This is a genomic window from Microbaculum mangrovi (genome assembly GCF_051390635.1).
GTDB lineage: Bacteria > Pseudomonadota > Alphaproteobacteria > Rhizobiales > Tepidamorphaceae > Microbaculum.
Genome location: NZ_JBPODT010000001.1, coordinates 925,624 through 950,146 on the forward strand (window position 1 = coordinate 925,624; position 24,523 = coordinate 950,146).

Here is a 24,523-nt window from a genome sequence, read left to right on the forward strand (position 1 = left end):
ACTTTACCGCATCACGGGCGCCGATGCGCGGCGGCATTGCCTTGGGGGCGGTCTACGGGCTATCGGCAGGGCCATGACACGCATCGTACACGACGGATACACCGACCTTCCCGACGGCCATGCCGCGGCGGTCGCCACCTTCCTCGAGATGACGACGCCGCGTCCGGTGCCGCCCTCCGCGCGTCCCGATCTGCGTCTCGCCGGCATGCGGACGGTCAGCCCGGACGCCTACCGGGCGATGTTCCGCCGCGTCGGCGCCGACTGGCTGTGGAACTCGCGGCTGAGGCTGGACGACAAGGCGCTCGTCGCGATCCTCGGCGATCCGGGGGTCGAGCTGTACTTCCCCGAAAGGGACGGCGCGCCGATCGGCATCCTGGAGCTCGACTTCCGCGAGATGCCGTCCGTCGAGGTCGCCTTCTTCGGCCTCGTGCCGGAGGCGATCGGATCGGGCGCCGGACGCTGGCTGATGGACCGCGCGCTGGAGCTTTCCTGGCGCGAGGGGGTGGAACGCGTCTGGCTGCACACCTGCACCTTCGACCATCCCGGCGCGATGGCCTTCTACCGCCGTGCCGGCTTCGTCCCCTACGCGCGCAAGCTGGAGATGTTCCCCGACCCGCGTCTCGACGGCGTCCTGCCGGTGGACGCCGCCCCGCACGTGCCGCTGGTCGGAGGGACGCGGACCTAGGCCCGTCCCGCCACCACCTCGGTGATCGCGGTGTCCAGCCTGTCGATGCCTTTGTCGATGTCCTCGCGCGTCGCCGTCAGCGGCGGGGCGATGCGCCAGACCGCCGACATAGTGCTGCCCGGCACCGAGACGATGTTCATCGACAGCCCCAGTTCCATGCAGCGCCGCGTGATCGCCTGCCCCGTTTCCGGGTCCGGCTCGCGGCTGTGCCGGTCCTTCACCAGTTCCACGCCGTACAGCATCCCCATGCCCCGCACGTCGCCGATCACCTCGTGCTTCTGCATCAGGCTGTCGAGGCCGGCTTTCAGATAGGCGCCCGTCTCAACGGCCTTCTCGTTGAGGTTCTCCTCATCGAGAACATCGAGGACCGCCAGCCCAACCTCGGCGGGCAGCGGATCGGACACGTGCGAGGTCACGTGCAGGAAACGCTTTTCGTGACAGTCGGCCTCGATCTCGTCGGTCGTACAGGCCGCCGCCAGCGGCAGGCCGCCGCCGAGCGTCTTCGACAGGGTCAGGAAGTCCGGCTCGACACCGAAGATATCGGCCGCGAAATCGGCGCCCAGCCGCCCGAACGCCGTCTGCGCCTCGTCGAGGATCAGTATCATGCCGCGGTCCTCGCACTTCTGCTTGAGCGCCGGCAGGTATCCCTCCGGCGGCACGATGACGCCGCCCGAAGACTGCACCGGCTCGGCCAGCAGCGCCGCCGGCGCGCCGTTGGACTGGGCGTCGATCATGTCGAACCCGACCTCGAGGCAGGTCTTGTCGCAGGTGCCCTTGCAGTGCCGCACCGGGCAGCGGAAGGCGTTGGGCGCGGGGATCGCCATGGTGCCCGGCGCCGCCGGCCCGTAGCCCTTGCGCCCGGCCACATAGGTCGAGGACGCCGCCCCGGCCGTCATGCCGTGCCAGGAGCCGGTCATGCCGACCACTTCCCAGTTGCCGGTATGGAGCTTGGCCATCCTGAGCGCCGCCTCGTTGGCCTCGCCGCCGGTCGACAGGAAGATCGACCGGGATAGCTTGCCGGGCAGCTTGGCGGCGAGCCGCGCCGCCAGCGACACAACCGCCGGGCTCAGCATGCCGGAATACAGGTGCAGCACCCCGTCGCAGGCCTTCTTCACCGCCTCGACGATCTTCGGATGGTTATGGCCGAGCGTCGAGCACATCTGCCCTGAGGTGAAATCGAGGATCTCCCGCCCCTCACCGTCATAGACGTAGGCGCCGCGCGCCTTCTCGATCAGCGCCGGGCTGAACTCGAAGCCGTAGTGGATCAGATGGTCATCGTTGCGCGGCGTGGTCATGGGTTCCTCCCGATGCGGCGATCGAAGGCACTCTAGTGCATCGCCGCGGATCGGTGAATTGGCTGCGTGCCCGTCCCGGACCGAAACCGTATGGGAAGGAAGCCTCCTACAAGCCCCGCCTCCGGACACTGTCCGAAGCGCGAACGGACGCGCCCCGTTGCCCCGGCGATGACGCCCCTGACGGCGCGGCCACGGCGCCGGCGAGATTGTCAATCGGCCACCCGGCGACGTACGCTCCGCCCCGGCAACGCTTGAGGATTCGCATGACCCACGAATACGCGGACGATCCGCGCAACGCGGACATTCTGATTTCCGTCAACGGCGCGCTCGTTCCCCGCGAGAAGGCGGTGGTGTCGGTGTTCGATTCGGGCTTCGTCCTCGGCGACGGCGTCTGGGAGGGCCTGCGGGTGCTGGACGGCGGCATCGCCTTTCTCGATGCCCATCTCGACCGGCTGTACGAGGGCGCCAAGGCGATCGACATGGATATTGGACTGTCGCGCGACGCGCTGGCCGCCCGCGTGTTCGACTGCCTCGACGCCAACGGCATGGTCGACGGCGTCCACGTTCGGTTGATGGTCACCAGGGGCGTGAAGAAAACGCCCTATCAGGACCCGCGCGTGACGATCGGCCCTGCGACAATCGTCATAATCCCGGAATACAAGTCGGCATCCGAGGCGGTGAAGAAACAGGGCCTGAGCCTGTTCACCGTCCATATCCGCCGCACCGCGCCCGACATGCAGGACCAGAAGCTCAACAGCCATTCCAAGCTCAACTGCATTCTCGCGTGCATCCAGGCCGCCAAGGCCGGCGCCGACGAAGCCCTGATGCTCGATCCGGACGGGGCCGTCGCCACCTGCAACTCGACCCATTTCTTCATCGTCCGCGACGGCGAGGTCTGGACCTCCGACGGGCTCTACTGCCTCGGCGGGATCACGCGGGCCAATGTCCTGCGGCTGTGCCGCGACAACGCCATTCCCGCCCGCGAGAAGCGCTTCTCGCTGGTCGACGTCTATTCCGCCGACGAGGCCTTCGTCACCGGCACCTTCGCCGGCCTGACACCGGTGCGCGAGGTCGACGGACGCATGATCGCAACGCCACCGTCTGACAAGAACCGGGCCGGCCCCGTCACCCGCAGGCTCGACGAGCTGTACAAGGAGCTGGCGCGTCGCGAATCCGTTCGGCCCGCCTGAAGGAGAAGACAATGGCACAGACACCGACGATCACGCTGGAGGACGGACCATCCAAGGGCCGCTACGTGGCGCGCATCGAGGGCCTGCCGGAAGCCGAGATGACGTTTTCGCGCGCCAATCCGCACCTTGTCATCGTCGACCATACCGGCGTGCCCGACGAATTGCGGGGCATGGGCGTCGGCAAGGCGCTGGTGGCGCGGATCGTGGAGGACGCGCGGGCGGGGCAATTCAAGATCATTCCGCTGTGCCCCTTCGCCAAGGCGACGATCGAACGCACGGCGGAGTGGCACGACGTGCTGAACTGACCGCGGATGAGCGGCTCCGACTGGCAGGCCCGGCTGCGGGCGATCGGCGGGCGTCAGATCGCCAACGCCGCGGTCACGGTGGTGATCGCGGTGATCGCCGTGTTTGTGCTGCGCCAACAGCTCGCCAACGTGAACCTGCACGAAGTGCGCGGCGCGATCGACACCGTACCCACGGGCAACATCGTCCTGTCGATGCTGCTCGTCGCCCTCGGTTATCTGTGCTTGGCGTCCTACGACTGGCTCGCCTTCCGGGTCGTCGACCGCGCGGTGCCGGCCCGCCAGGTGTTCCTCACCGGCTTCACCTCGTACGCCTTTTCCAACACCCTGGGCTTCGCGCTTCTGACCGGCGGCTCGATCCGCTACCGCGCCTATTCCACACTCGGCGTGCCGCTGTCCGAGATCGCGCTGGTCACGGTCTATTCGCACCTCGCCTTCGTGTTCGGCGCCGCCACCATCCTCGTGCTCGCCGGGGTTCTGGAATACGACCAGATCGCCTATGCCGTTTCGGTTCCGCCGACGATTCCGTGGGCTCTGGCGCTCATCGGCGCCCTCGCGATCATCGGCTATTTCGGCCTCTGCGCCCTGCGCGGCGGCCGCACGTTCGAATACCGGCGGTTCTCCGTGCCCATCCCCACGATGCCGGTCGCGCTCACGCAATGGGCGGTGGCGTCCATCGACGTGCTGGCGGTGTCGGCGGCGCTCTACCTGCTTGTCCCGGTTCCCCTGCCGTATGATTTCCTCGCCTTCGCCGGCATCACCGTCGCGGCCTTCGCCATCGGCATCGCCAGCCACGTGCCCGGCGGGCTCGGCGTCATCGAGGCGGTGCTGATCCTGTCCGTGCCCGACGAGGCCAAGGCCGGCCTGTTCGCCGCCATGCTGCTGTTCCGCGTGCTCTACTACGTGCTGCCGCTGGCGATCGCCGGAGCGCTCGTCACCGCCGAGGCCGCCTTCAGCGGCATCGCCCACATCACCCTCTTCGGCGGCCGCGCCGGCGCCGTGCTCAGGACGCTGGCGCCGCAGCTGATCGGTGCCGGCGTGTTCGTCGCCGGCGCGCTGTTGCTGTTCTCCGCCGTCACCCCGGCGCGGGTCGAGCACCTCGACATCCTGCGCGCCGTCCTGCCGTTGCCGGTCCTCGAGGCCTCGCACCTGATTTCCTCGGTCGCGGGCCTGGGGCTGCTGATCCTCTCGCGCGGCCTGATGCGGCGGCTGCGGGTCGCCTGGCGCATGACCGCCGCCATGCTGGTGCTGGCCATCGCCGTATCGCTGCTGAAGGGGCTCGACTATGTCGAGGCGATCCTGCTCACCATGGTGCTGGTCCTCGTCGTCACCGCCCGCGACAGCTTCCACCGCCGGTCCGGCTTCGCCGCGGGCACCTTCTCGCTCGCCTGGCTCGCCGCGATCGGCGCGATCCTGGTGATCGCCGCCTGGTTCGGCTTCTTCGCCTACCGCCATGTCGAGTATCGCAACGAGCTGTGGTGGCAGTTCGCCTGGGACGGCGACGCGCCGCGCTTCCTGCGCGCGGTGATCGTCGTGGGCGCCGCGGGGCTGCTGTTCCTGATCTGGCGCATCCAGGCGCCGTCCCGGCCGCCCGGCCCCGCCTGCCAGCCCGTAACCGACTCGGTGCGACGTTTACTCGACGATTCCACCGATCCGGAGTCGACCGTCGTCTTGCTCGGCGACAAGCGCCTCCTGGTCACGCCGGACGAGACGGCCTTCCTCATGTACCAGATCCAGGGATCGAGCTGGATCGCGCTGGGAGAGCCGGTCGGCACGCCCGAGGGCAGGCTGGAAGCCGCCTGGGCCTTCCGCGAACTCGTCGACAGTTACGGCGGTACGCCGGTGTTCTACTCGCTCCGCGCCGACGCCCTGCCGCTGATGCTCGATCTCGGCCTGACCGTCACCAAATTCGGCGAGGAGGCCAGGGTGCCGCTTGCCGAATTTTCCCTGGACGGCCCGAAATACAAGGATTTCCGCTACGCCATCCGCCGCGCCGAGCGCGACGGCGCCCGCTTCGAGATCGTGCCCAAGGCAAATATCGAATCGATCCTAACGGAGCTGAAGGACGTTTCCGACGAATGGCTCGCCGACAAGGCCGGCGGCGAGAAGGGCTTTTCGCTCGGCTACTTTTCCGAGGATTATCTTCGGAATTTCGATATCGCCGTGGTGCGCGTCGACGAGCGCATCGTTGCCTTCGCGAATATCCTGCGGTCCGGCGCCGGCAAGGCCGAGTTCTCCGTCGACCTGATGCGCCACCGCACCGTTTCGCCTTACGGCACAATGGATTATCTGTTCGCCGAACTGATGCTCGCGGCCAAGGCGCAGGGCTACACCTGGTTCGACCTGGGCATGGCGCCGCTGTCGGGTTTCGAGCACCACCGGCTGGCGCCGACCTGGCACAAGGTCGGCAATTTCCTCTTCGCCCACGGCTCGGCGCTCTACAATTTCACCGGCCTGCGCGCCTACAAGGACAAGTTCCACCCCGTCTGGTCGCCGCGCTACATCGCCCTTCCCGGCGGCTTCGCCCTGCCCCGCGTACTGATGGACTGCGCCACGCTGATCTCCGGCGGACCCGGCGATTTCGTCAAGAAGGCGATCCGCAAATAAAAAGCCCCCGGCGAAGCGGGGGCTTTTGTCCGGTTCAGGACGACGAACGCGCGGCTTACGCGGCCGCCTCGCCCGCCTCCAGCTTCTTGGCCGCCTCGGTGACGGCCTTCTGCACCTTCTCGAAGGCGCGCACCTCGATCTGGCGGACGCGTTCGCGGGAGACGCCGAATTCCTCCGACAAGGCCTCCAGCGTCAGCGGGTCCTCGTCGAGACGCCGCGCGGTGAAGATGCGCTTCTCGCGGTCGTTGAGGACCTCGAGCGCATTGACGAGCATCTTCTTGCGGTTGTCGAGTTCCTCGTTCTCGGCAAGCAGGGTCTCCTGGCTTTCCTGGTCGTCGACCAGCCAGTCCTGCCATTCCGAGCCCGTGTCCCCGTCGGCGCGCAGCGGCGAGTTCAGCGAGGCGTCACCCGACAGGCGCCGGTTCATCGAGACGACATCGTCCTCGGGCACGCCGAGGCGCGTCGCGATCTCGCTGACCTGCTCGGGATTGAGATCGCCGTCCTCGAGCGCGGCGATCTGCCCCTTCACCTTGCGTAGGTTGAAGAACAGCTTCTTCTGGTTCGCCGTGGTGCCCATCTTCACCAGGCTCCACGAGCGCAGGATGTATTCCTGGATGGAGGCGCGGATCCACCACATGGCGTAGGTGGCGAGCCGGAATCCCTTATCGGGCTCGAACCGCTTGACGGCCTGCATCAGGCCGACATTACCTTCCGAGATGATCTCGCCGATCGGCAGCCCGTAGCCACGATAGCCCATGGCGATCTTGGCCACGAGGCGCAGGTGGCTGGTGACGAGCCTGTGCGCGGCCTCGCGATCGCCCTGCTCGCGCCAGTTCTTGGCGAGCATGAACTCCTCGTTCGGCTCCAGCATCGGGAAGCGGCGGATCTCCGAGAGATAACGCGAGAGTCCGCCTTCCGCCGTGACGGCGGGAAGTGCGATATTGGCCATTTTTCCTCCTCTTGCGGCCCCTGTGAACGGCCCCCGTCCTGGGCGACCCGGGTCACAGGTCCTGGAACAAGCCAAGACTGAATTAGAGAGGTCTATTATGTCAGAAAGTTGTTCCCCTCTTGTTCACGTTCCGGTGAGTGTGTCGACAAGAGCCCGGAGGTCGGCCGGAAAATCGCTCTCGAACCGCCTGGTCTCGCCGCTCACCGGATGAGCGAACACCAAGAGATAGGCATGCAGGGCCTGCCTTCCAAGGGTTTCCAGCGATTTTCGTTGCGCATCGGTCAAAAGACGCGATTTCGAACGGAAACCGGCCGCATAAACCGGATCGCCCAGAATTGGGTGGCCGATATGGGCCATATGAACGCGGATCTGATGGGTGCGCCCCGTCTCCAGCCGGCATTCGACGAGACTGGCGACCGGACTGCCGTTGGCGCCCGGGAACGTATCCACCACCTCGTAGTGGGTTACTGCGTTCCGCCCGTTTGCGCGAACCGCCATTTTCTCCGGATTCTGCGGCGATCGCGCGATCGGCGCATCGATCGTGCCGTATTTTCGCGGCGGGACGCCCCAGACCAGCGTCCGGTAGCCGCGCTCCAGGACTCCGGTGCGGCCGTGGTCGGCGAATTGCTCGGCGAGCGAGCGATGCGCCGTGTCCGTCTTGGCAACGACCATCAGGCCGGACGTATCCTTGTCGAGCCGGTGCACGATTCCCGGCCGCTCCACCCCGCCGATGCCGGACAGGCTGCCGGCGCAGTGATGGAGCAACGCATTCACCAGCGTGCCGTTCGGGGTTCCAGCGCCCGGATGCACCACCAGACCGGCCGGCTTCTCGATGACGATCAGCGCGTCGTCCTCGTAGACGACTTCCAGCGGAATGTCCTGCGGCTCGGGCGTCGCCGGCGCGGGCGGCGGCACCGATACGGCGACCTCGGTGTCCGCCGCCTCGGTCACGTTGACCCGGTATTTCGGCTCGACTATCGTCCGCCCGCCGATCGTTACCCGGCCGTCGCGGATCAAGGCCTGTAGCCGCGAGCGGCTGAAATGGGGAAGCAGATCGGCGAGAACGCGATCGAGCCGACCGCCCGCGGCGTCGGCAGGCACCCTTACCGAGATATTTTCGTCGTCCCGCTCCATGACCGCTCCACAAATCCCTGACGCAAATACCGCACCTGACGCAAATCCAGCTGCCGGCAGCTGGGCCGAGCGCAACTATCGCTCGCTCAAGATCGCCGTGATCCTGATGGGCGTCATGATCGTGCTGGGATTGATCGTCATCTTCGCCACGATCGTCAACCGGATGTCCGGCGACGGCTCCGCGCCGGAGGTCGCCCCCCTGGTCGTTGCGGTGCCCGATGACGTGGCGAAATTGCTCGGTGCCGACGGCGAAATCATCTCCACCGTCGTCGACGGCAGCCGCATGGCGATCGTCGTCAAGCGACCGGAGGGTCATGCCGTCATCGTCGTGGACCTGCGCTCGGGCAAGGTGCTGAACGTCATCGGCGGCGGCGCCGGGCGCTGACCTCGAACCTTTTCCACCGGATGCGACGGCCCTTGCAGGGCCGCGGCTTCCGGTCTATATCCCACCGATCGCGTGGATCGTGACCGCCGCCCCCTTCGTCTAGCGGTCTAGGACGCCGCCCTCTCACGGCGGAAACAGGGGTTCGAGTCCCCTAGGGGGCGCCAACGATCCGTTTGCCCAGCCGGGAGTAGATCGCTCGGGCTAGCCGCTGCGACGCGCTGGCTTTCACCCTGGCCGACAATCACTTGGACGGACCGGCAATCGCATGAACGACCAGAGCCCTCTCGCAAGCCATCCTGCCGCGCCCGATTCGGCCGACGAGATCCGCGAGACGATCATCCGCTCCTTCCACGGTTCGGCGCGCCATGACCGGCCCTATGCGCATTGGATCCTCGACGAAGTCATACCGCTGGCGTCCGCCCGCGCCATCCCCGAGCTGCCGTTCCCGGCGCCGGTAATCGACGACACCGAGGGAAAACGCGACACCCACAACTCGACCCGCGTCTTCTTCTCGCAGGAGAACCAGGCCAGGTATCCGGTCTGCGCAGCGATTGCCGAAGCCCTGCAGCATCCCGATTGCGTCGCCGCCATCAAGGACGTGACCGGCGCCGATCTCGACGGCTCCTCGCTGAGAATCGAATATGCGCAGGACCGCGACGGCTTCTGGCTTCAGCCGCATACCGATATCGGCCCGAAGCGCATCACCTTCCTGCACTACCTGATCGACCTGCCCGGCGCCGAGACGCTCGGCACCGACATCTACGAGGACGACGCGGCCCATACCCATGCCGGCACGTCGCCCGCGGCGTTCAATCAGGGGTTCGTTTTCCTGCCGGCGACGAACACCTGGCACGGCTTCGAGAAGCGCACGATCCCCGGAATCCGCAAGTCGATCATCATCAACTATGTCGGCCCGGAATGGCGCAACCGCCAGGAACTCGCCTTCCCGAACGACCCCGTATGAAGTCGACTTTTGGAGTTTGCTTCGGTCATTCGTTAACCAGCTCGATTAATCCAATCTAAGGCCGCTGCCGCATAGTATTTCGCCTTGGCGCGACCCGTTCCGGGAGGACTCGGAGCGGCACGCTTAAAGCTGGCGACGGGAATGCTATGCCTGCGAAATCGACAGAGCTAATTCGCGGCATCGCAGGCCGCGGCTACGGGATCATCCGCCGGATGGGTCCCAGTGATGCAATATTCCTGATCGTAACGGTGGTCGGCGTCGCCCTGTACACGTGGCGGACCATTGACGGGACGCCGTATGATCCGGTCCTCGTCCTCGCGATTCGCGGCATCTTCCTGGCGTTTACCGTCTGGTACGTGCTGATCGGGGTGCGCCGCCGCCAGCTTCTCAGCTATTTCAGCGAAGCGATCGAGAAGACGCCCACGGCTTTCGCCATCTACGATGAACGTGACAGGCTGGTTGCGCGCAACCGCGCCTACGAACTGGCTCACGGAACGGCTTTCGACCAACTGCGCGAACCGATCTACTACGAGAACGTCGTCAAGGCCGCCTGCCCGCCGACATTGCCGCCAGCTGTGCAGCGGCGGGAAATGGACCTCAGCCTCTACCATCATCGTCACGCGACCGGTAAGCCCTTCGACCGGCTCTACTCCGACGGACGCTGGCTACGGGTTATCAAGGCACGCACGGCAAGCGGCGCCAATGTCGGGGTAGGCATCGACGTCACGGAACTCTACGAGGCCAAGGCCGCCGCCGACCGCGAACACTCCCGCTTTCGCGGTCTCGCCGAGAACCTACCGATCGGCATCTGGCATTTCGATTCCGAAGGCCGCACCATCTTCGTCAATCGCGACCTGCTCGACCTGTTCGACCTGTCCAGCCAGGACGCCATCGCCAACGTCGCCGCTCCGTATTTCATTGCCGCGCACGTCCAGGGGTTCGATCCCGCGCACCTCAACGACGAGCACAACAAGCTGGGCAACCTCGCCATTCGCACGGTCGACGGCCATACCCGCCACGTCATCATCCGCACGTCCGCCCTGCCCGCCGAAACCACTGGGCTCGGCGAGACGATCATGTCGTTCATCGACGTGACGCCGCTGAAGGAAGCCGAACGCCGCATCGACTATCTCGCCCACCGCGACATGTTGACCGGCGCCCGCAATCGTGCCGCCTTCGTCGAGGCGATCGAGACCGCCGCCGACATCAGCACCGACGACAATCCGTGCTGGATGCTGTCCATGGATCTCGACGACTTCAAGCCGATCAACGATCAGTTCGGCCACGCCGTTGGCGACGCACTGCTCAGGGAGTTCGTGAACCGCATCGAAGCGATCGGCTGTCCGGACTCGTTTCTATACCGCCTCGGCGGCGACGAGTTCTGCATCATGCTGATGGGCCTGTCGCGGCCGCAGGTCGAGGACGTCGCGAAAGCCATCCTCGAAGCGGTCGACCATCCCTTTCAGCTCGGCCACAACCGGATCTGCGTTGCCGCGAGCATCGGCATCGCCGCGATACCGCTCGACGCCACCGACGCCGACTCCGCGCAACGCTACGCCGACCTCGCGCTCTACTCCGTCAAGAAGCGGCCCGGCGGAGGCGGCGGCTACGCGTTCTTCACGAAGGAACTCGCCGAACGCGACCTGCAGGAACGCATCATGACGCTCGACCTGTCGCGGGCGCTGGCAGGCAACGATTTCGAGTTCGCGTTCCAGCCGATATTCCGGCGCACCGATCGCGCCGTCGTCGCCATCGAGGCGTTGTTGCGCTGGACCAATCGGCGAACCGGCGAGCGGGTTCCGCCCGCCCGGTTCATCGCGGCGGCGGAGCGCTCGGGCGTTATCGGCCGTATCGACCACTGGGTGTTCGCCCGGGTCGCCGCATACGTTTCGGATCTTTTGAACCGCGGGATCAAGCCGCCGCTCACGATGATCAACATGTCGCCGCTGACGCTCGAAGCGTCCGGATTCATCACCGGAATCGACCAGATCCTCCAGAAATTCCCGGATGTCTGCGGCCACCTGTGCATCGAGATCACCGAAGGCGTCATGGTCGATGACCGCGCCAGGCTTCGCGAGACCTTCCGGAAACTCGGCGACCGCGGAATAAGGACGGCCATAGACGATTTCGGGACCGGTCAGACCTCGGTTGCGTTGCTGCGCGACCTCCCGGTCGGCTTCATCAAGATCGACCGCAGCTATGTCGCGGGCATCGAGACCGATCCCCAGGCGATGGCGATCGTCGCAACCATCGTGCGGCTCAGCCGGGACCTGGGCATACGGGTCATCGGCGAAGGGGTGGAGACGCAGGAGCAGCTGTCGGCGCTGGAGACGGCGGGTTGCGATCTCATCCAGGGCTACCTGTGGGGCCGGCCGATCGCCGCCGCCGAAATGGAGGTCCTGCTCGAGAAGGCCGACGCGGCGACCTCGCCGACGGCTACTCACCCGGTGTCAGATCGGCTTCCTTGATACGCTCGGCAAGCGGTGTTCGCGCACCGCCGGTACGGCCCGCGCCGGTCTTGGACATGGACGGGCCGCGACCGTCGGGCGATACCGCGTCGATCAGGGCACGCACCTCGCCGTCGCCCTGTTCCGCGGCCTGTCGGGTGATGCGGGCCGCCAGGTCGGCGATGCTCTCACGCAACTGCGCGGCGCCCCCATTTCCCATAGCAGTAGCGGACGTCACGGCGCCATTCGCGCCACGCCGCTGACCCAGCCGCGCGATTTCCCGGTCCTTGATCTCCAGCTTGGCCTCGAAATCGGCGATCACCTTCTTGAGCGCGGCGCGCTCTTCGTCGAGCTTCTTGATGTCTTCTTCCTGATTCAGCTGTTTCAGCGCCGCGGCCGACAGGGCGGCGGTCTTCTCGGCCACGCGTTCGCGCTGGGCCTCCAGAAGCCCCTGCAGTTCCTTGTTGCGCTTGCGTCGTTCGAGCGACACCTCGCGCCGGCGGGCCACGCGCGCGTTCAAAAGCGTGATGCGAGTGTCGCGGCCCTTGATCGCGCCGGAAAGCTCGTCGACCGCCGATCCGCGCTCTTCCGCCTCGATCGCGCGCGTCGCAAGCTCGGCGCGCATCTCCTCGATCCGGCTCTTGTGATTTTCGAGCTGCGTCGTCAGGGCCGCGATCTCAACCTTGCGGCTGTCGGCCAGCGCGCTCTTTTCGGTGAGCTGCGCGCGCACCTCGCGCAACGTGTCATTCGCTTCCGAGATGAGATGCTGCTTTTCCTTCAAGGACGCCGTCTGGGACGATACCTGGCGCTCGAGCCCGAGCACGGTTCCCTGCAATTCCTCGATTCGCTCGTCCTGCTCGGCGATCGCGAGTTCCCGCGCGTCGAGCTCCGCGTCCAGCTCGTTGATCCGCCCCTGCCGGCGGCCGAGCTCGATCTCGCGTTCGGCGGCGAGCCCCTTCTCTTCCTCGTAGCGGACCTCGACCTTGCGCAACTGGACGGCGTAGTCTGCGCGAACGAGATCCTTCTCCGACTGGATCTCCGCCATCGACAGAGGAGTCGTCGCGCGAATGCGCTCCTCAATAAGACGCGCCGCGCGCCTCCAGATGACCGGGATCACCAATAGCGCTAGCAAGGTGGCGACAAGCGCGCCGAGTGCGAAGACGACGATGTTTTCGATCATATGTCGACCAGCGTCCGATGGGACGCATACGAAACACACACCGCCAGCGCTCGCGCCAGTGACGGTAGCCAGTAAAGTAACCGGTCGCGGCGCTACACTCCAGCGCCGAATTCGCCCCTAGAACGGATTCCAGGTCGCCTGACGCGTCATTTTCAGATAGCCGACATTGACTCCGAGCCGCGCGCCCAGGCCCGTCCGTATTGGCGCGATGACGATACCATGGTTGCTGTAGACGGACACGCCGAAACCGGCAACCAGGTAGGCGGAGCCGTTCACACCGGCGAAATACCGGTAGATCGACTCCGTATCCGGCAGGTTGTAGACCAGCATCATCGTGCGCGCGCCATCGCCGCCGAAATCCCAGCCGATCGTCGGTCCCTGCCAGAAAACCTTGTGCTGTCCGACGTTCTTCGTGTTCAGAACGCCCTCGCCGTAGCGCAGACCGGCGACGAAAGCACCGCTCCCCTCCTCGCCGAGGATGTAGCCGTTCGGCCGCCCCCGGCTGGAGAACAGATATTCGATCGATTGCGCCAGGCCCTCGCTGAGCTGTCCGAAGAACGAATGCCCCGCATCGACGATCTCGTCCATGCTGTAGGTGCCCGGCTCCGTTCCGGACTGCGCCAGCAAACGCGTCGGCAGTGCCGTCCCGCCAGCCAGCGCCGCGAGCCCCAGGAGGACTGAACGCCGCGTTTCGGTCATGTCGATACCCTCCGCATCCAATCGCCCCACGCAGTCGGCGCCCGTCTTCGTGCCGGCCCCATGTCTTCGGGCCGGCCACCCGTCTTCGGGCCGGCCACGGTCGTCATGCCGGGCATGACCGCGTTAACCGGGCCGTTAACCGACACGGTGGCAGGATCGCGCCATCCGACTCACGCCACCGCCTATGTTCTGCAAAGAGATGGTTAACAATATGTCTTCAATCGGCCGTTTCGTTGCAGCTTTCGCCCTGATCGCCGCCGCGCTGGCGATACCTGGACACGCGCGCGTGCTCGAGAACGGGCATTTTGTCTTCGATCCGGCAACCGGCTTTGCCGCCAACGGCTACGATCCCGTGGCCTATTTTGTCGACGGCACGATTCGCGAGGGAGATCCCGACTACGAAGCGCGGTGGGGCGAGGTCACCTGGCGCTTCGCCAACGAGGGCAACCGTGACGCCTTCGTCAGGGATCCGCTGGTCTATGCGCCGAGCTTCGGCGGCCGCTGCCCGGTGGCGCTCGCCCGCGGCTATCCCGCCGAAGGCAACCCGCGCCTTTGGTCGGTCTACGAGGAACGCCTCTATTTCTTCTATTCCCAGGAACACATGCAGGCGTTCACCGAGGATCCCGATCAGATCCTCGCCGAGGCCCGGCAGAGCTGGAACAAGCAGTTCCCCTATTGAACCGGGATAAAGTCAGACCGGCTTCCGTCCCCAGGCGATGAAGGCCGGATTGTCATAGCCGCGCTCGCGCTTCGCGTATCGCAGCGGCTCTCCCTCGGCCGTCAGCACGCAGCCGCCTGCGGCTCTCAGAACCGCATGTCCAGCCGCCGTATCCCATTCCATCGTCCGGCCGAAGCGCGGATAGACGTCGGCCTCGCCACGCGCGATCAGACAGAACTTCAACGAGGATCCCGCGCTCCGCGTCTCCTTGACGTCGTGACTTTCCAGAAAGGCGTCCGTTTCCGCGTCCCGGTGCGAACGGCTGGCGACAGCAATGAGCCCGGCTGCGGGAACCTCCCGCGTATGGATCGGCTGCCAGGCTGCCGACGCGATCGGTTCGCCCTTACCGAGCATCACGGTACGCCCTGAAGCCGGTCCGTCGGCGACCGCCATCATGCCGAGCGCCGGCGCATAGACGACGCCGGCCACCGGCTCGCCGTTCTCGACCAGCGCGATGTTGACGGTGAACTCGTCGCGCCGATTGACAAATTCCCTGGTCCCGTCGAGCGGATCGACGAGGAAGAAGCGCGCCCCGGTTTCGGGAATGTCGCCTGCCGACGCCGCCTCCTCGGCAATGACCGGAACCTCCGGGGCGATCTCAGCGAGGCGCTTCAGGATGATCGCTTCGGCGCGCCGGTCGGCTTCGGTGACGGGCGAATCGTTGTCCTTCTGCTCGACCGCGAAATCGGTGCCGTAGACGTCGAGGATTTCGCCCCCCGCTTCCAGCGCGATCATCGCGAGCGTGTCTCCCAGCGCCCTGTCGCCGACAGCCGGCAATCCGGAATTCGTGTCCTGACCCATTTTTCTTGCTCGCTCGCTACGGTTCGCCGCCCCGGCGGCTGTCGCCTCAATCGTTCGGCGCGGCTGATAGCAGATCGCGGCCGGTCAGCCCACCCCACGTGCCGCTGCTCCTTGTCGGAGTCGACTCGGCGATGTAACACTCGCGGCCTTTCAGGATACCGGCCCGGTGATTCCGGCGGCCGGCAAACGGGAGGCGGACCCGTATGACAGACCCGGTAGTGACAGACCCGGTAGCCATGAGCGACCTCGACCTTGCCGCGCTGATGTGCAGCAAGCTTTGCCACGACGTGATCAGCCCTGTCGGGGCGGTCACCAACGGCTTCGAAGTGCTCGAAGACGAAAAAGACGAGTCGATGCGCGAGATGGCGCTCGACATCATCCGCAACAACGCGGCCAAGGCGTCGGCGCGGTTACAGTTCCTGCGTCTGGCATTCGGCGCCATGGGCGGCGCCGGCGACCGCTTCCCCGTCGAGGAGGCGCGAAAGCTCACCGAGAACCTTTATGCCGGCGAAAAGGCCGTCATCGACTGGAAGGCGCCACCCGACAGTCTGCCGAAGGATCAGGTCAAGCTGCTGGTCAATCTCGTGGTCCTCGCCGTCTCGATGATTCCGCGCGGCGGCACCGTGACCGTGAATGTCATCCGGGAAGGCGCCGGCGGCGCCATCATCAGCGACAGCGAGGAAGTGTCATTCCGGATCTCCGCGACCGGCAGCCACGCCGTGCTTTCGGACACGACGCGCACGATCTTCGACGGTGTCCTGCCTGAAGAGGGGCTCGACGCCCGATCCGTCCAATCATATTACGCCCACCGCCTGGCGAAGTCCCTCGACATGCCGGTATCGTTCGAGGTCGACGCGGATACCATCCGTATCGCGGCTGACAAGACCTGACGCCCCGCACGACGGCCGGGCGCGGTCATCGCGCCCGTTGCGGCCGTTTCTGCACTTCAACCAATGTTAACTGTCGCTCCTTCAAAGTGGTCTCACGGCTGAATGGCCGGCATCTATGGTGCAGACCCAGAAAGGGCGCGAAATGGACGATCTCGTCAGTGAGTTCCTGACCGAGACGAACGAGAGTCTCGAGATTATCGACGTCGAGCTCGTCAAGTTCGAACAGGAACCGAACAACGCTCGTATCCTCGACAACATTTTCCGGCTCGTTCATACGATTAAGGGCACCTGCGGCTTCCTAGGGCTGCCGCGGCTCGAGGCGCTGGCACACGCCGCCGAAACGGTCATGGGCCGGTTCCGCGACGGCGTTGCCGTGACGCCGGAGGCCGTGACGCTGATCCTGGAGTCGATCGACCAGATCAAGGAAATCATCACTATCCTGGGCGAGACGGGTCAGGAACCGGAGGGGTCCGATACCGACATGATCGCCAAGCTGGAGGCGATGGCGCTCGAAGCCCCCGCGCCGGCCGCCGGCAACGACATCGCCGCTGAAGCAGCCGCCGAAGCAGCCGCTTATGCCGGCGACCCCGAACCGGTCCCGGCCGCGATGGCCGAGAGTGCCCTGCTGGTACAGACCCTGGAGCGCGAGTTGCGTCCCGGCGAGGTCTCTCTCGACGAGCTGGAACGCGCCTTCCGCGAGACACCTGGTCCGGAGACCGAGACGGCGGAAGCCGAAGCCCCCCAGACCGTCGAGGACATAGCGGAGGAAACGCCTCCCCTCGCGCAGAACGACTCCGATAGCGGAAAAGCCAGTGCAAACCGCGAGGGAACCGAGTCCGCCCGCGGCGACACGCCAGTGAAATCGCAGACCATTCGCGTCGCCGTCGACACGCTCGAGCATCTCATCACAACCGTCAGCGAGTTGGTTCTGACCCGCAACCAGCTCCTCGAGATCGTCCGCCGTCACGAGGATTCGGAATTCAAGGTTCCGCTGCAGCGGCTCTCGAACGTCACTGCCGAGCTGCAGGAAGGCGTCATGAAGACGCGCATGCAGCCGATCGGAAATGCCTGGCAGAAGCTGCCGCGCATCGTCCGCGACCTGGCACTCGAGCTGGACAAGCAGATCGAGCTGGAGATGGTCGGCGCGGAGACCGAACTCGACCGGCAGGTGCTCGAGCTGATCAAGGACCCGCTGACGCATATGGTCCGCAATTCGGCCGACCACGGCCTCGAATTGCCGGAACAGCGCAAGACCGCGGGCAAGCCCAAGGTCGGCAAGGTCCGCCTCGCCGCGTATCACGAAGGCGGCCATATCATCATCGAGATCGCCGACGACGGTCGCGGCCTCGACTCCGCGAGAATCAGCAAGAAGCTGCTCGAAAAGGGCCTCGTGACAGAGGCCGAGCTGGAGAAGATGAGCGAGGCGCAGATCCATCGCTTCATCTTCAATCCAGGCTTCTCCACCGCCGAGAAGGTCACCAGCGTTTCCGGCCGCGGCGTTGGCATGGATGTCGTGAAGACCAACATCGAGCTGATCGGCGGCACCGTCGACGTCAAGTCGGTGCAGGGAGAAGGCTCCGTCTTCACGATCAAGATCCCGCTGACGCTCGCGATCGTGTCGGCGCTTATCGTCGAGTCGTCCGGTCAGCGCTTCGCCATTCCGCAGCTCGCCGTCGTCGAGCTGGTGCATACCGGCTCCGGCTCCGCCACGCGGATCGAGCGCATCAAGGACACGCCCGTTCTGCGGCTGCGCGACGAATTGCTGCCGCTCGTCGGCCTGTCGAGCGTGCTCGGCCTGCCGCCGAAGATGCGCCTTGTCTCCGACAACGAAGCCCGGGCCAATAACGAAGCCAGGGACGCCGGCGGCACGGCCGCGGGCACGGCGACCGGCGGAAGCGGCGATACGAAGGTCAACGATACCGACGGCTTCATCGTCGTGCTGCAGGTCGGCTCGCACCGGTTCGGCATCGTCGTCGACGCGGTCTTTCATACCGAGGAAATCGTCGTCAAGCCGATGTCGAGCATGCTGCGCAGCATCTCGGCCTTTTCCGGCAACACCATTCTGGGCGACGGCTCGGTGATCATGATCATCGATCCCAATGGCATCGCCAAGGAGGTTCGCACCGACGTCGCCGCCGAACTGGAGCGGGAAAACCCGGAGGATACGGCGGCATTGCGGGACGAGACCGTTTCGATGCTCCTGTTCCGGGCCGGCTCGGCGGCGCCGAAGGCGGTGCCGCTGTCGCTCATCACGCGCCTCGAGGAGATCGAGGTCGACCGTATGGAGCACGCCAACGGCCGCAGCCTCGTTCAGTATCGCGGGCGCCTGATGCCGCTTGTCCATATCAACGACGGCGTCGAGCGGCGCACCGAAGGTTCGCAGCCGATGATCGTCTTCACCGACAACGGCCGTTCCATGGGCTTGGTGATCGACGAAGTCGTCGATATCGTCGACGACCGCCTCGATATCCAGATTCCCTCCGAGACCCCGGGAATTCTCGGCTCCGCCGTGATCCGCGGGTCCGCCACGGAGGTCCTCGACGTCGCCCATTACCTGCCGATGGCGTTCGAGGACTGGTTCCATCGCAAGGAAACCGGAGCGGTTCCCGAGGACACCCGGATCATGCTCATCGACGACAGTCCGTTCTTCCGCAACATGATCGCCCCGGTCCTGAAGTCGGCCGGCTACCGGACCATCGTCTGCGCGAGCGCGATGGAGGCGTTGCAGCGCCTCGAGGCCGGCGAGCCTGTCGACGTCGTGGTCAGCGACATCGAGATGCCGGAGATGAGCGGCTACGAGTTGGCCGAGCGGCTTTCCGCCACCGGCAAGTTCAAGAACCTGCCGATCGTGGCGCTGTCGTCGCTCGCCAGCCCTGAGGCGATCGAGCGCGGCCGCAAGGCCGGTTTCCATGACTATGTGGCGAAGTTTGACCGGACCGGCCTTCTGGAAAGCCTGAAGGAAATGGCACGTCCGATGGGAGAGGCAGCATGAGCGAGACCGATCGCGAAGAGAACCACGACCAGGGTGCGTCCTGCGATTACATCACGGTTACGATCGGATCGCAGTTGTTCGGCATGCCGATCGAGGGCGTCCACGACGTATTCCGCCTCACCGGCATGACGCCGGTGCCGATGTCGCGCAAGGAGATCGCCGGCGTCCTGAACATGCGCGGCCGCATCGTTACCGCCATCGACATGCGCCGCCGCCTCGACCTGGGGAACCGCGAAGTGAGCGAGGCCCCCATGGCCGTGGGGATCGAGCACGGCGGCGAGTCCTACGGCCTGGTGATCGACGAGGTCGGCGATGTCCTCAGGCTGCCGCTCGCCAATATCGAGCCTAATCCGGTGAATCTCGATCCGCGTTGGGCGCGGGTTTCGTCTGGCGTCCAGCGGCTCGAGAACGGCCTTCTCGTCATCCTCGACGTCGATCGGATCCTCGACATGGATCACGAAGCGGTCGCTGCCTGAGCGTAACCAATTTGTAGGGATGCGCGGGTAAGCTGAGCCAGGTAATCCAAATCCGGAGCATTTGGAGATGAAAAACTGCCTCGTCGTGGATGACTCCAGCGTCATCCGAAAGGTCGCACGCCGGATCCTAGAGGAACTCGGTTTCTCGGTCACGGAAGCGGAAGACGGTGCTCAGGCGCTGCAGGCCTGCGAATACGCCATGCCTTACGCCATCCTGCTCGACTGGAACATGCCCGTCATGGACGGCTTCGAGTTCCTCAAGCAGTTGCGGCAGATGGAAGACGGCGGTGAGCCGAAGGTCGTGTTCTGCACGACGGAGAACGACATCGCGCAGATCGCCCGCGCCCTGAAGGCCGGCGCCAACGAGTACATCATGAAGCCGTTCGACCGGGATATCGTCGAGGCGAAGTTCGCCGAAGCCGGAATCCTCTGAAGACCCTCCGATCGCGGAAGCGGCTCATTCCTGGTTTGCGTATCCGAGTACCAACGTGTCGATACAGAATACCGCCCGCATAGGGTCCGCGCCCCCGCCTTCCGCGCCCCCACCTTCCGCGAACGCACCGATCCGCGTCATGGTCGTCGACGATTCGGCCGTCGTCCGCGGCCTGGTGGCACGGTGGCTCGGCGAGGCACCGGACATCGAGGTCGTGTCGACGCAGCGGAACGGCCGGACGGCGCTCGATGCGCTCGACGCGGCCAGTCCCGACATCATCGTCCTCGACATCGAGATGCCGGAGATGGACGGTCTCACCGCCCTGCCGCAGATCCTGATGAAGAAGCCCGACACGGCCGTCATCATGGCCTCGACCCTCACCCGCCGGAACGCCGAGATCAGCCTGAAGGCGCTGTCGCTTGGGGCACGGGACTACATCCCCAAGCCCGAAGCGCAGCACGGCATGGTGACCGCCGACGATTTCAGGCGTGATCTCCTCGACAAGATACGGGCTCTCGCCCCGCGCAGGCGCAGGACGCCCGCGACGGTGCCGCCCGCGGGCACGAAGCCCGACCCCGCCGGACCGGCGACCAGGCCGAGAAACCTGACGGCACCAGAGCCCGGCCCGATCATCCTGCGACGCCCGTCGGCGGTGCGTCCGCGCGTCGTCGTCATCGGCAGTTCGACGGGCGGCCCCCCGGCGCTGACCGCCGTCCTGCAGACGCTCGGCAGCGATGGCGCCGACGTGCCGATCCTGATTACCCAGCACATGCCGCCAACGTTCACGGGGATCCTCGCCGAGCATCTGGCCCGCGCGACCGGGCGGCCTGCCGCCGAGGGCCAGGACGGCGAGCCGATTTCCGCCGGCCGCATCTTTGTGGCGCCCGGCGGCCGCCACATGATTGTCCAGCCGGGCGCCGTACCGACGATCCGTCTGACCGACGATCCCCCCGTCAACTATTGCAGGCCGGCCGTCGATCCGCTGTTCGAGTCGGCGGTCAAGGCATATGGCGCGGCGACACTCGCCCTCGTGCTGACCGGAATGGGGCATGACGGGGCCGAAGGCGCCCGCGCCGTCTCTAACGCCGGCGGAACCGTTGTCGCGCAGGACGAAGCGTCCAGCGTGGTCTGGGGGATGCCCGGCGCCACGGCCCGCGCCGGCGTCTGTTCCGCCATTCTCCCGCTCGACCGCATTCCCGGCCAACTCTCCAGGTATCTGAAGGGTATCAAGGCATGACGCCCCAAGAGTATGATTATCTTCGCGATTTCCTTCGCGGTCAGTCCGGCCTCGATCTCTCCGACGACAAGCGCTACCTCGTCGAGGCGCGCCTCGGCCCAGTCGCCCGGCGGGCCGGTATCGCCGACCTTTCGGCGCTGATCGCGGCCCTCAAGCTCGGCGGCGACATGAAGCTTCGCACGAACGTCGTGGAGGCAATGACGACCAACGAGTCGTCCTTTTTCCGCGATCGTACGCCCTTCGATCACTTCAAGGACGTCATCGTCCCCCACATGCTCCGGGAACGGGCGACAAAGCGCGGACTGAAGGTATGGTGCGCCGCCGCCTCGACGGGCCAGGAACCCTATTCGCTGGCGATCGCCAACCGCGAGGATTCCCGCCTACATGCCTGGAACCTCGATATCCTGGCGACCGATATCGCCGAGACGGTGATGGATCGCGGCAAGGCCGGCATCTACAGTCAGTTCGAGGTGCAGCGCGGCCTGCCGATACAGCTTCTGGTGAAGTACTTCACCCAGAAGGGCGACATGTGGGAACTGGATCCGTCGATCCGCCGCATGGTGCGCTGGCAGAAGCAAAACCTGCTCTCGAACTTCATGGCCCTCGGTCGTTTCGACGTCGTCTTCTGCCGCAACGTCCTGATCTATTTCGACCGGCCGACGAAAACCGAGGTGCTGTCGCGCCTTGCCGACGTCCTGGAGCCCGACGGCTACCTGATCCTGGGGGCCGCCGAGACCGTCGTGGGCCTCAGCGACCGGTTCGAGGCGCTGCCGAATTGCCGCGGCCTGTACCGCCCGCGGCCGAAATCCGCCGCGGTGCCCACAATGCCCGGCCTTCGCGCCGTCGGCCAGGTCGCCTGAACGCCCGGGCCACTACGCCGGGCCCCTGAACGCCCGGGCCACTACGCCGGGCCGCTGCGCCGGGTCACCACCTCGGGCAGCCCGACCCGGGCAGTCGGCGGACCCACGTCCTACGCCGCGTTGTCGTAGACGCCCGCTTCGAACCGCTCGTACAGACGTATGAACGCCGGGTCGGCGAAAGGCAGCATCTGCGTCATGATGAGCCCGGCCACGTCCGTCTTCGGATCGAACCAGAAGTGGCTGTTGAGCACGCCCGCCCAGGACTGGGACCCTGCCCTGCGCATGCCGGGCACGTCCTCTTCCATCCGCATGAAGCCGAAGGAATGCGTCTTTTCGCGCCCGGGAAAGAACTCGGTATCGGCGGTGACGGGCGGGGCGACCGTCTTCATCAGCCCGACTCGCAGATCGCCGATCTGATTGGCGAGCATGTGATCGAGCGCGCCCTCGCTGAGGATCCGCTGGCCGTCGAGTTCGCCGCGGTTCAGGAACATGCGCAGGAAGCGCATGTAGTCCGGCGCCGTCGAATAGAGCGCGTGCCCCATGCCGTAGAACTCGGGGTTGGCCGGCGGCGACAGCTCGAAGTCGACGAAGCTGCCGTCCTCGCCACGTGCGCGCACGCTCGCGAGCCGGTCCTTCATCGACGCCGTCACCTCGAAGCCGGTGTCGGGCATCGCCAACGGCCCGAAGATCTCGTCGTGGCAGAACCGGTCGATCGACCGCCCGTCGACCGCTTCGACGACCTTTCCGAGCCAGTCGATGCCGATGCCGTAGTCCCAGCGCTCTCCCGGATCGAACGCCAGCGGATAGTGGAGCGAGGCGTTGAGCCCCGAGATGATGGTCGGGTGCCCCGCGATCTCCATGTAGGACGGGATCATCGAGTTCCAGAACTCGTAGACGAAGCCGGACGTGTGCGTGGCCAGACGCCGGACCGTGGCCTTCGTCCTGGGCGCGCGCAGGATCGGCTTCCCGCCCTCGATGCCCTCGAGCACCTGGATCTTCGAGAAGTCCGGCAGGACCGCCTCGACCTCGGTGTCCATACTCAGCTTGCCGCGGTCGATCAGGATCATCGCCGCCGTCGACCCGATCGCTTTGGTCATCGAGAAGATGCGGAAGACCGTGTCGGTCGTCGCGTCGGCGCCGGGTGCGCGCTGCCCCGCCGCGCCGGACCAGGTCATCCCGTCCGAATTGCCGGCCATCGCGACCAGGAACGGCGCTTCGCGGTCGGCGACCGCCTTTTCCAACAATGCATCGAGATCGGTCATCGCAGGTCCCCCCTTTTTTGATCTTTAGGGGGACAGCCTGACACACGGGCGCGGATCCGGAAAGTGGCGGCGCGCGGTCAAAAAAAAGCCCCGTCGGACCGACGAGGCTCTTTTCTGTTGCCTTGAGATAGTTCGGTCAGGCGGAAACGGCGGCGTCCGTATCCGGATCGCGAAGAACGTAACCGCGGCCCCACACGGTTTCGATGTAGTTCTTGCCGCCCGTGGCCGCCGACAGCTTCTTGCGAAGCTTGCAGATGAACACGTCGATGATCTTCAGCTCCGGCTCGTCCATGCCGCCGTAGAGATGATTGAGGAACATCTCCTTGGTCAGCGTCGTGCCCTTGCGCAGCGAGAGCAGCTCGAGCATCTGGTATTCCTTGCCGGTCAGGTGCACCCGCTGGCCGTTGACCTCCACCGTCTTGGTGTCGAGGTTGACCTTCAGGTCGCCGGTCTCGATGACCGATTCCGCATGGCCCTTGGAACGGCGGACGATCGCGTGGATGCGCGCCACCAATTCGTCCTTGTGGAACGGCTTGGTGAGGTAGTCATCGGCGCCGAAGCCGAGGCCGCGCACCTTATCCTCGATGCCGGCAAGACCCGACAGGATCAGGATCGGCGTCTTGACCTTCGACAGCCGCAGCGTCTTGAGCACCTCGTAACCGCTCATGTCGGGCAGATTCAGATCAAGCAGAATGATGTCGTAGTCGTAAAGCTTGCCGAGATCGATCCCTTCCTCGCCGAGATCGGTCGTATAGACGTTAAAGCTCTCCGACTTCAGCATCAGCTCGATGCTTTGCGCCGTCGCGCTATCGTCCTCGATCAGCAGAACTCGCATGCCAGTTCCTTTCCGCATGCCTTTCTAGGCTGGTGCCCGCTCGCAATGCGCGGCCGTTAGTTGGGGAGCCCTTCTGGATCCCGCGAATCGCTACGTTAGGCCCCAATGGTTAACAAAACCTCTTTTCCGTCAACCGGACTTTTAACGATTCGGGGTTCTGATTTGCTCCAGTGCGTTGAGAA

At 65.5% G+C, this 24,523-nt stretch carries 22 protein-coding genes and 1 tRNA gene; 15 read left to right on the forward strand and 8 right to left on the reverse strand.

Features of this window, described 5'->3' with window-relative positions; genetic code table 11:
- Positions 1 to 73: 73 nt before the first annotated feature.
- Entirely contained in the window at positions 74 to 685 is a 612-nt protein-coding gene (locus tag ACSF9G_RS04455) for a GNAT family N-acetyltransferase (RefSeq protein ID WP_436638803.1), read from the forward strand.
- Here ACSF9G_RS04455 and ACSF9G_RS04460 read toward each other — a convergent pair.
- Complete coding sequence (locus ACSF9G_RS04460) at positions 682 to 1,980, reverse strand: aspartate aminotransferase family protein (protein WP_436638808.1); 1,299 nt, start codon at positions 1,978 to 1,980, stop codon at positions 682 to 684. The genes ACSF9G_RS04455 and ACSF9G_RS04460 overlap by 4 nt on opposite strands.
- A gap of 263 nt (positions 1,981 to 2,243) precedes the next feature.
- On the opposite strand from ACSF9G_RS04460, the gene ACSF9G_RS04465 reads away from it, so the two are divergent.
- The 3 genes from ACSF9G_RS04465 to mprF are packed head-to-tail and all read left to right on the forward strand — an operon-like array spanning position 2,244 to position 6,079.
- Positions 2,244 to 3,170 carry an aminotransferase class IV gene (locus ACSF9G_RS04465; RefSeq protein ID WP_436638810.1) on the forward strand — a complete coding sequence of 309 codons (927 nt, stop codon included), beginning with the start codon at positions 2,244 to 2,246 and terminating at the stop codon, positions 3,168 to 3,170.
- A gap of 11 nt (positions 3,171 to 3,181) precedes the next feature.
- Entirely contained in the window at positions 3,182 to 3,475 is a 294-nt protein-coding gene (locus ACSF9G_RS04470) for a GNAT family N-acetyltransferase (protein ID WP_436638812.1), read from the forward strand.
- 6 nt (positions 3,476 to 3,481) lie between these two features.
- A complete protein-coding gene (gene mprF, locus ACSF9G_RS04475) occupies positions 3,482 to 6,079 on the forward strand; it encodes a bifunctional lysylphosphatidylglycerol flippase/synthetase MprF (RefSeq protein WP_436638814.1) in 2,598 nt (865 codons plus the stop codon).
- A 55-nt stretch (positions 6,080 to 6,134) separates the two neighbouring features.
- On the opposite strand, the gene rpoH is transcribed toward mprF, so the two are convergent.
- Together rpoH and ACSF9G_RS04485 are read right to left on the reverse strand one after the other, a co-directional pair.
- Positions 6,135 to 7,028 (reverse strand): RNA polymerase sigma factor RpoH, encoded by an 894-nt coding sequence (gene rpoH / locus ACSF9G_RS04480; RefSeq protein ID WP_436638816.1) that lies wholly within the window; start codon positions 7,026 to 7,028, stop codon positions 6,135 to 6,137.
- Positions 7,029 to 7,151: 123 nt separating this feature from the next.
- Positions 7,152 to 8,162 (reverse strand): RluA family pseudouridine synthase, encoded by a 1,011-nt coding sequence (locus tag ACSF9G_RS04485; RefSeq protein WP_436638818.1) that lies wholly within the window; start codon positions 8,160 to 8,162, stop codon positions 7,152 to 7,154.
- On the opposite strand from ACSF9G_RS04485, the gene ACSF9G_RS04490 reads away from it, so the two are divergent.
- From ACSF9G_RS04490 to ACSF9G_RS04505, 4 genes are all read left to right on the forward strand, one after another.
- Positions 8,161 to 8,547: a DUF6476 family protein gene (locus ACSF9G_RS04490; protein ID WP_436638833.1), complete on the forward strand. Its 387-nt coding sequence runs from the start codon at positions 8,161 to 8,163 to the stop codon at positions 8,545 to 8,547. The two genes, ACSF9G_RS04485 and ACSF9G_RS04490, sit on opposite strands and share 2 nt — an antisense overlap.
- Positions 8,548 to 8,635: 88 nt before the next feature.
- Positions 8,636 to 8,711: transfer RNA gene (locus ACSF9G_RS04495), tRNA-Glu, on the forward strand.
- Between the two features lie 101 nt (positions 8,712 to 8,812).
- Positions 8,813 to 9,511 (forward strand): 2OG-Fe(II) oxygenase, encoded by a 699-nt coding sequence (locus ACSF9G_RS04500; RefSeq protein WP_436638840.1) that lies wholly within the window; start codon positions 8,813 to 8,815, stop codon positions 9,509 to 9,511.
- Between the two features lie 212 nt (positions 9,512 to 9,723).
- Entirely contained in the window at positions 9,724 to 11,979 is a 2,256-nt protein-coding gene (locus ACSF9G_RS04505) for a putative bifunctional diguanylate cyclase/phosphodiesterase (protein WP_436638842.1), read from the forward strand.
- Here the strand turns inward: ACSF9G_RS04505 and ACSF9G_RS04510 are convergent.
- On the reverse strand, positions 11,948 to 13,138 hold the full coding sequence (locus ACSF9G_RS04510; protein WP_436638844.1) for a coiled-coil domain-containing protein: 1,191 nt from the start codon (positions 13,136 to 13,138) through the stop codon (positions 11,948 to 11,950). The two genes, ACSF9G_RS04505 and ACSF9G_RS04510, sit on opposite strands and share 32 nt — an antisense overlap.
- 117 nt (positions 13,139 to 13,255) lie before the next feature.
- Positions 13,256 to 13,837 carry a DUF1134 domain-containing protein gene (locus ACSF9G_RS04515; protein ID WP_436638846.1) on the reverse strand — a complete coding sequence of 194 codons (582 nt, stop codon included), beginning with the start codon at positions 13,835 to 13,837 and terminating at the stop codon, positions 13,256 to 13,258.
- A gap of 211 nt (positions 13,838 to 14,048) precedes the next feature.
- On the opposite strand from ACSF9G_RS04515, the gene ACSF9G_RS04520 reads away from it, so the two are divergent.
- On the forward strand, positions 14,049 to 14,516 hold the full coding sequence (locus ACSF9G_RS04520) for a YHS domain-containing (seleno)protein (protein WP_436638848.1): 468 nt from the start codon (positions 14,049 to 14,051) through the stop codon (positions 14,514 to 14,516).
- 12 nt (positions 14,517 to 14,528) lie between these two features.
- Here ACSF9G_RS04520 and cysQ read toward each other — a convergent pair whose 3' ends face one another.
- The gene (gene cysQ, locus ACSF9G_RS04525; RefSeq protein WP_436638850.1) at positions 14,529 to 15,356 is read right to left on the reverse strand and encodes a 3'(2'),5'-bisphosphate nucleotidase CysQ; all 828 of its coding nucleotides are present in this window, start codon (positions 15,354 to 15,356) and stop codon (positions 14,529 to 14,531) included.
- A gap of 203 nt (positions 15,357 to 15,559) precedes the next feature.
- On the opposite strand from cysQ, the gene ACSF9G_RS04530 reads away from it, so the two are divergent.
- From ACSF9G_RS04530 to ACSF9G_RS04555, 6 genes are all read left to right on the forward strand, one after another.
- Entirely contained in the window at positions 15,560 to 16,246 is a 687-nt protein-coding gene (locus ACSF9G_RS04530; protein ID WP_436638852.1) for a histidine phosphotransferase family protein, read from the forward strand.
- Positions 16,247 to 16,388: 142 nt separating this feature from the next.
- Complete coding sequence (locus tag ACSF9G_RS04535; protein ID WP_436638854.1) at positions 16,389 to 19,238, forward strand: hybrid sensor histidine kinase/response regulator; 2,850 nt, start codon at positions 16,389 to 16,391, stop codon at positions 19,236 to 19,238.
- A complete protein-coding gene (locus ACSF9G_RS04540; RefSeq protein ID WP_436638856.1) occupies positions 19,235 to 19,714 on the forward strand; it encodes a chemotaxis protein CheW in 480 nt (159 codons plus the stop codon). Before ACSF9G_RS04535 ends, ACSF9G_RS04540 begins: the two co-directional genes overlap by 4 nt.
- A 67-nt stretch (positions 19,715 to 19,781) precedes the next feature.
- A complete protein-coding gene (locus tag ACSF9G_RS04545) occupies positions 19,782 to 20,147 on the forward strand; it encodes a response regulator (RefSeq protein ID WP_436638858.1) in 366 nt (121 codons plus the stop codon).
- A gap of 139 nt (positions 20,148 to 20,286) precedes the next feature.
- Positions 20,287 to 21,384: a protein-glutamate methylesterase/protein-glutamine glutaminase gene (locus tag ACSF9G_RS04550; protein WP_436638860.1), complete on the forward strand. Its 1,098-nt coding sequence runs from the start codon at positions 20,287 to 20,289 to the stop codon at positions 21,382 to 21,384.
- Positions 21,381 to 22,244, forward strand: a complete 864-nt coding sequence (locus ACSF9G_RS04555; protein WP_436638862.1) for a CheR family methyltransferase — start codon at positions 21,381 to 21,383, stop codon at positions 22,242 to 22,244. Before ACSF9G_RS04550 ends, ACSF9G_RS04555 begins: the two co-directional genes overlap by 4 nt.
- A gap of 110 nt (positions 22,245 to 22,354) precedes the next feature.
- Here ACSF9G_RS04555 and ACSF9G_RS04560 read toward each other — a convergent pair whose 3' ends face one another.
- Entirely contained in the window at positions 22,355 to 23,506 is a 1,152-nt protein-coding gene (locus ACSF9G_RS04560) for a serine hydrolase domain-containing protein (protein WP_436638864.1), read from the reverse strand.
- 136 nt (positions 23,507 to 23,642) lie between these two features.
- A complete protein-coding gene (gene ctrA, locus ACSF9G_RS04565; protein ID WP_436638865.1) occupies positions 23,643 to 24,341 on the reverse strand; it encodes a response regulator transcription factor CtrA in 699 nt (232 codons plus the stop codon).
- Between the last annotated feature and the right edge of the window lie 182 nt (positions 24,342 to 24,523).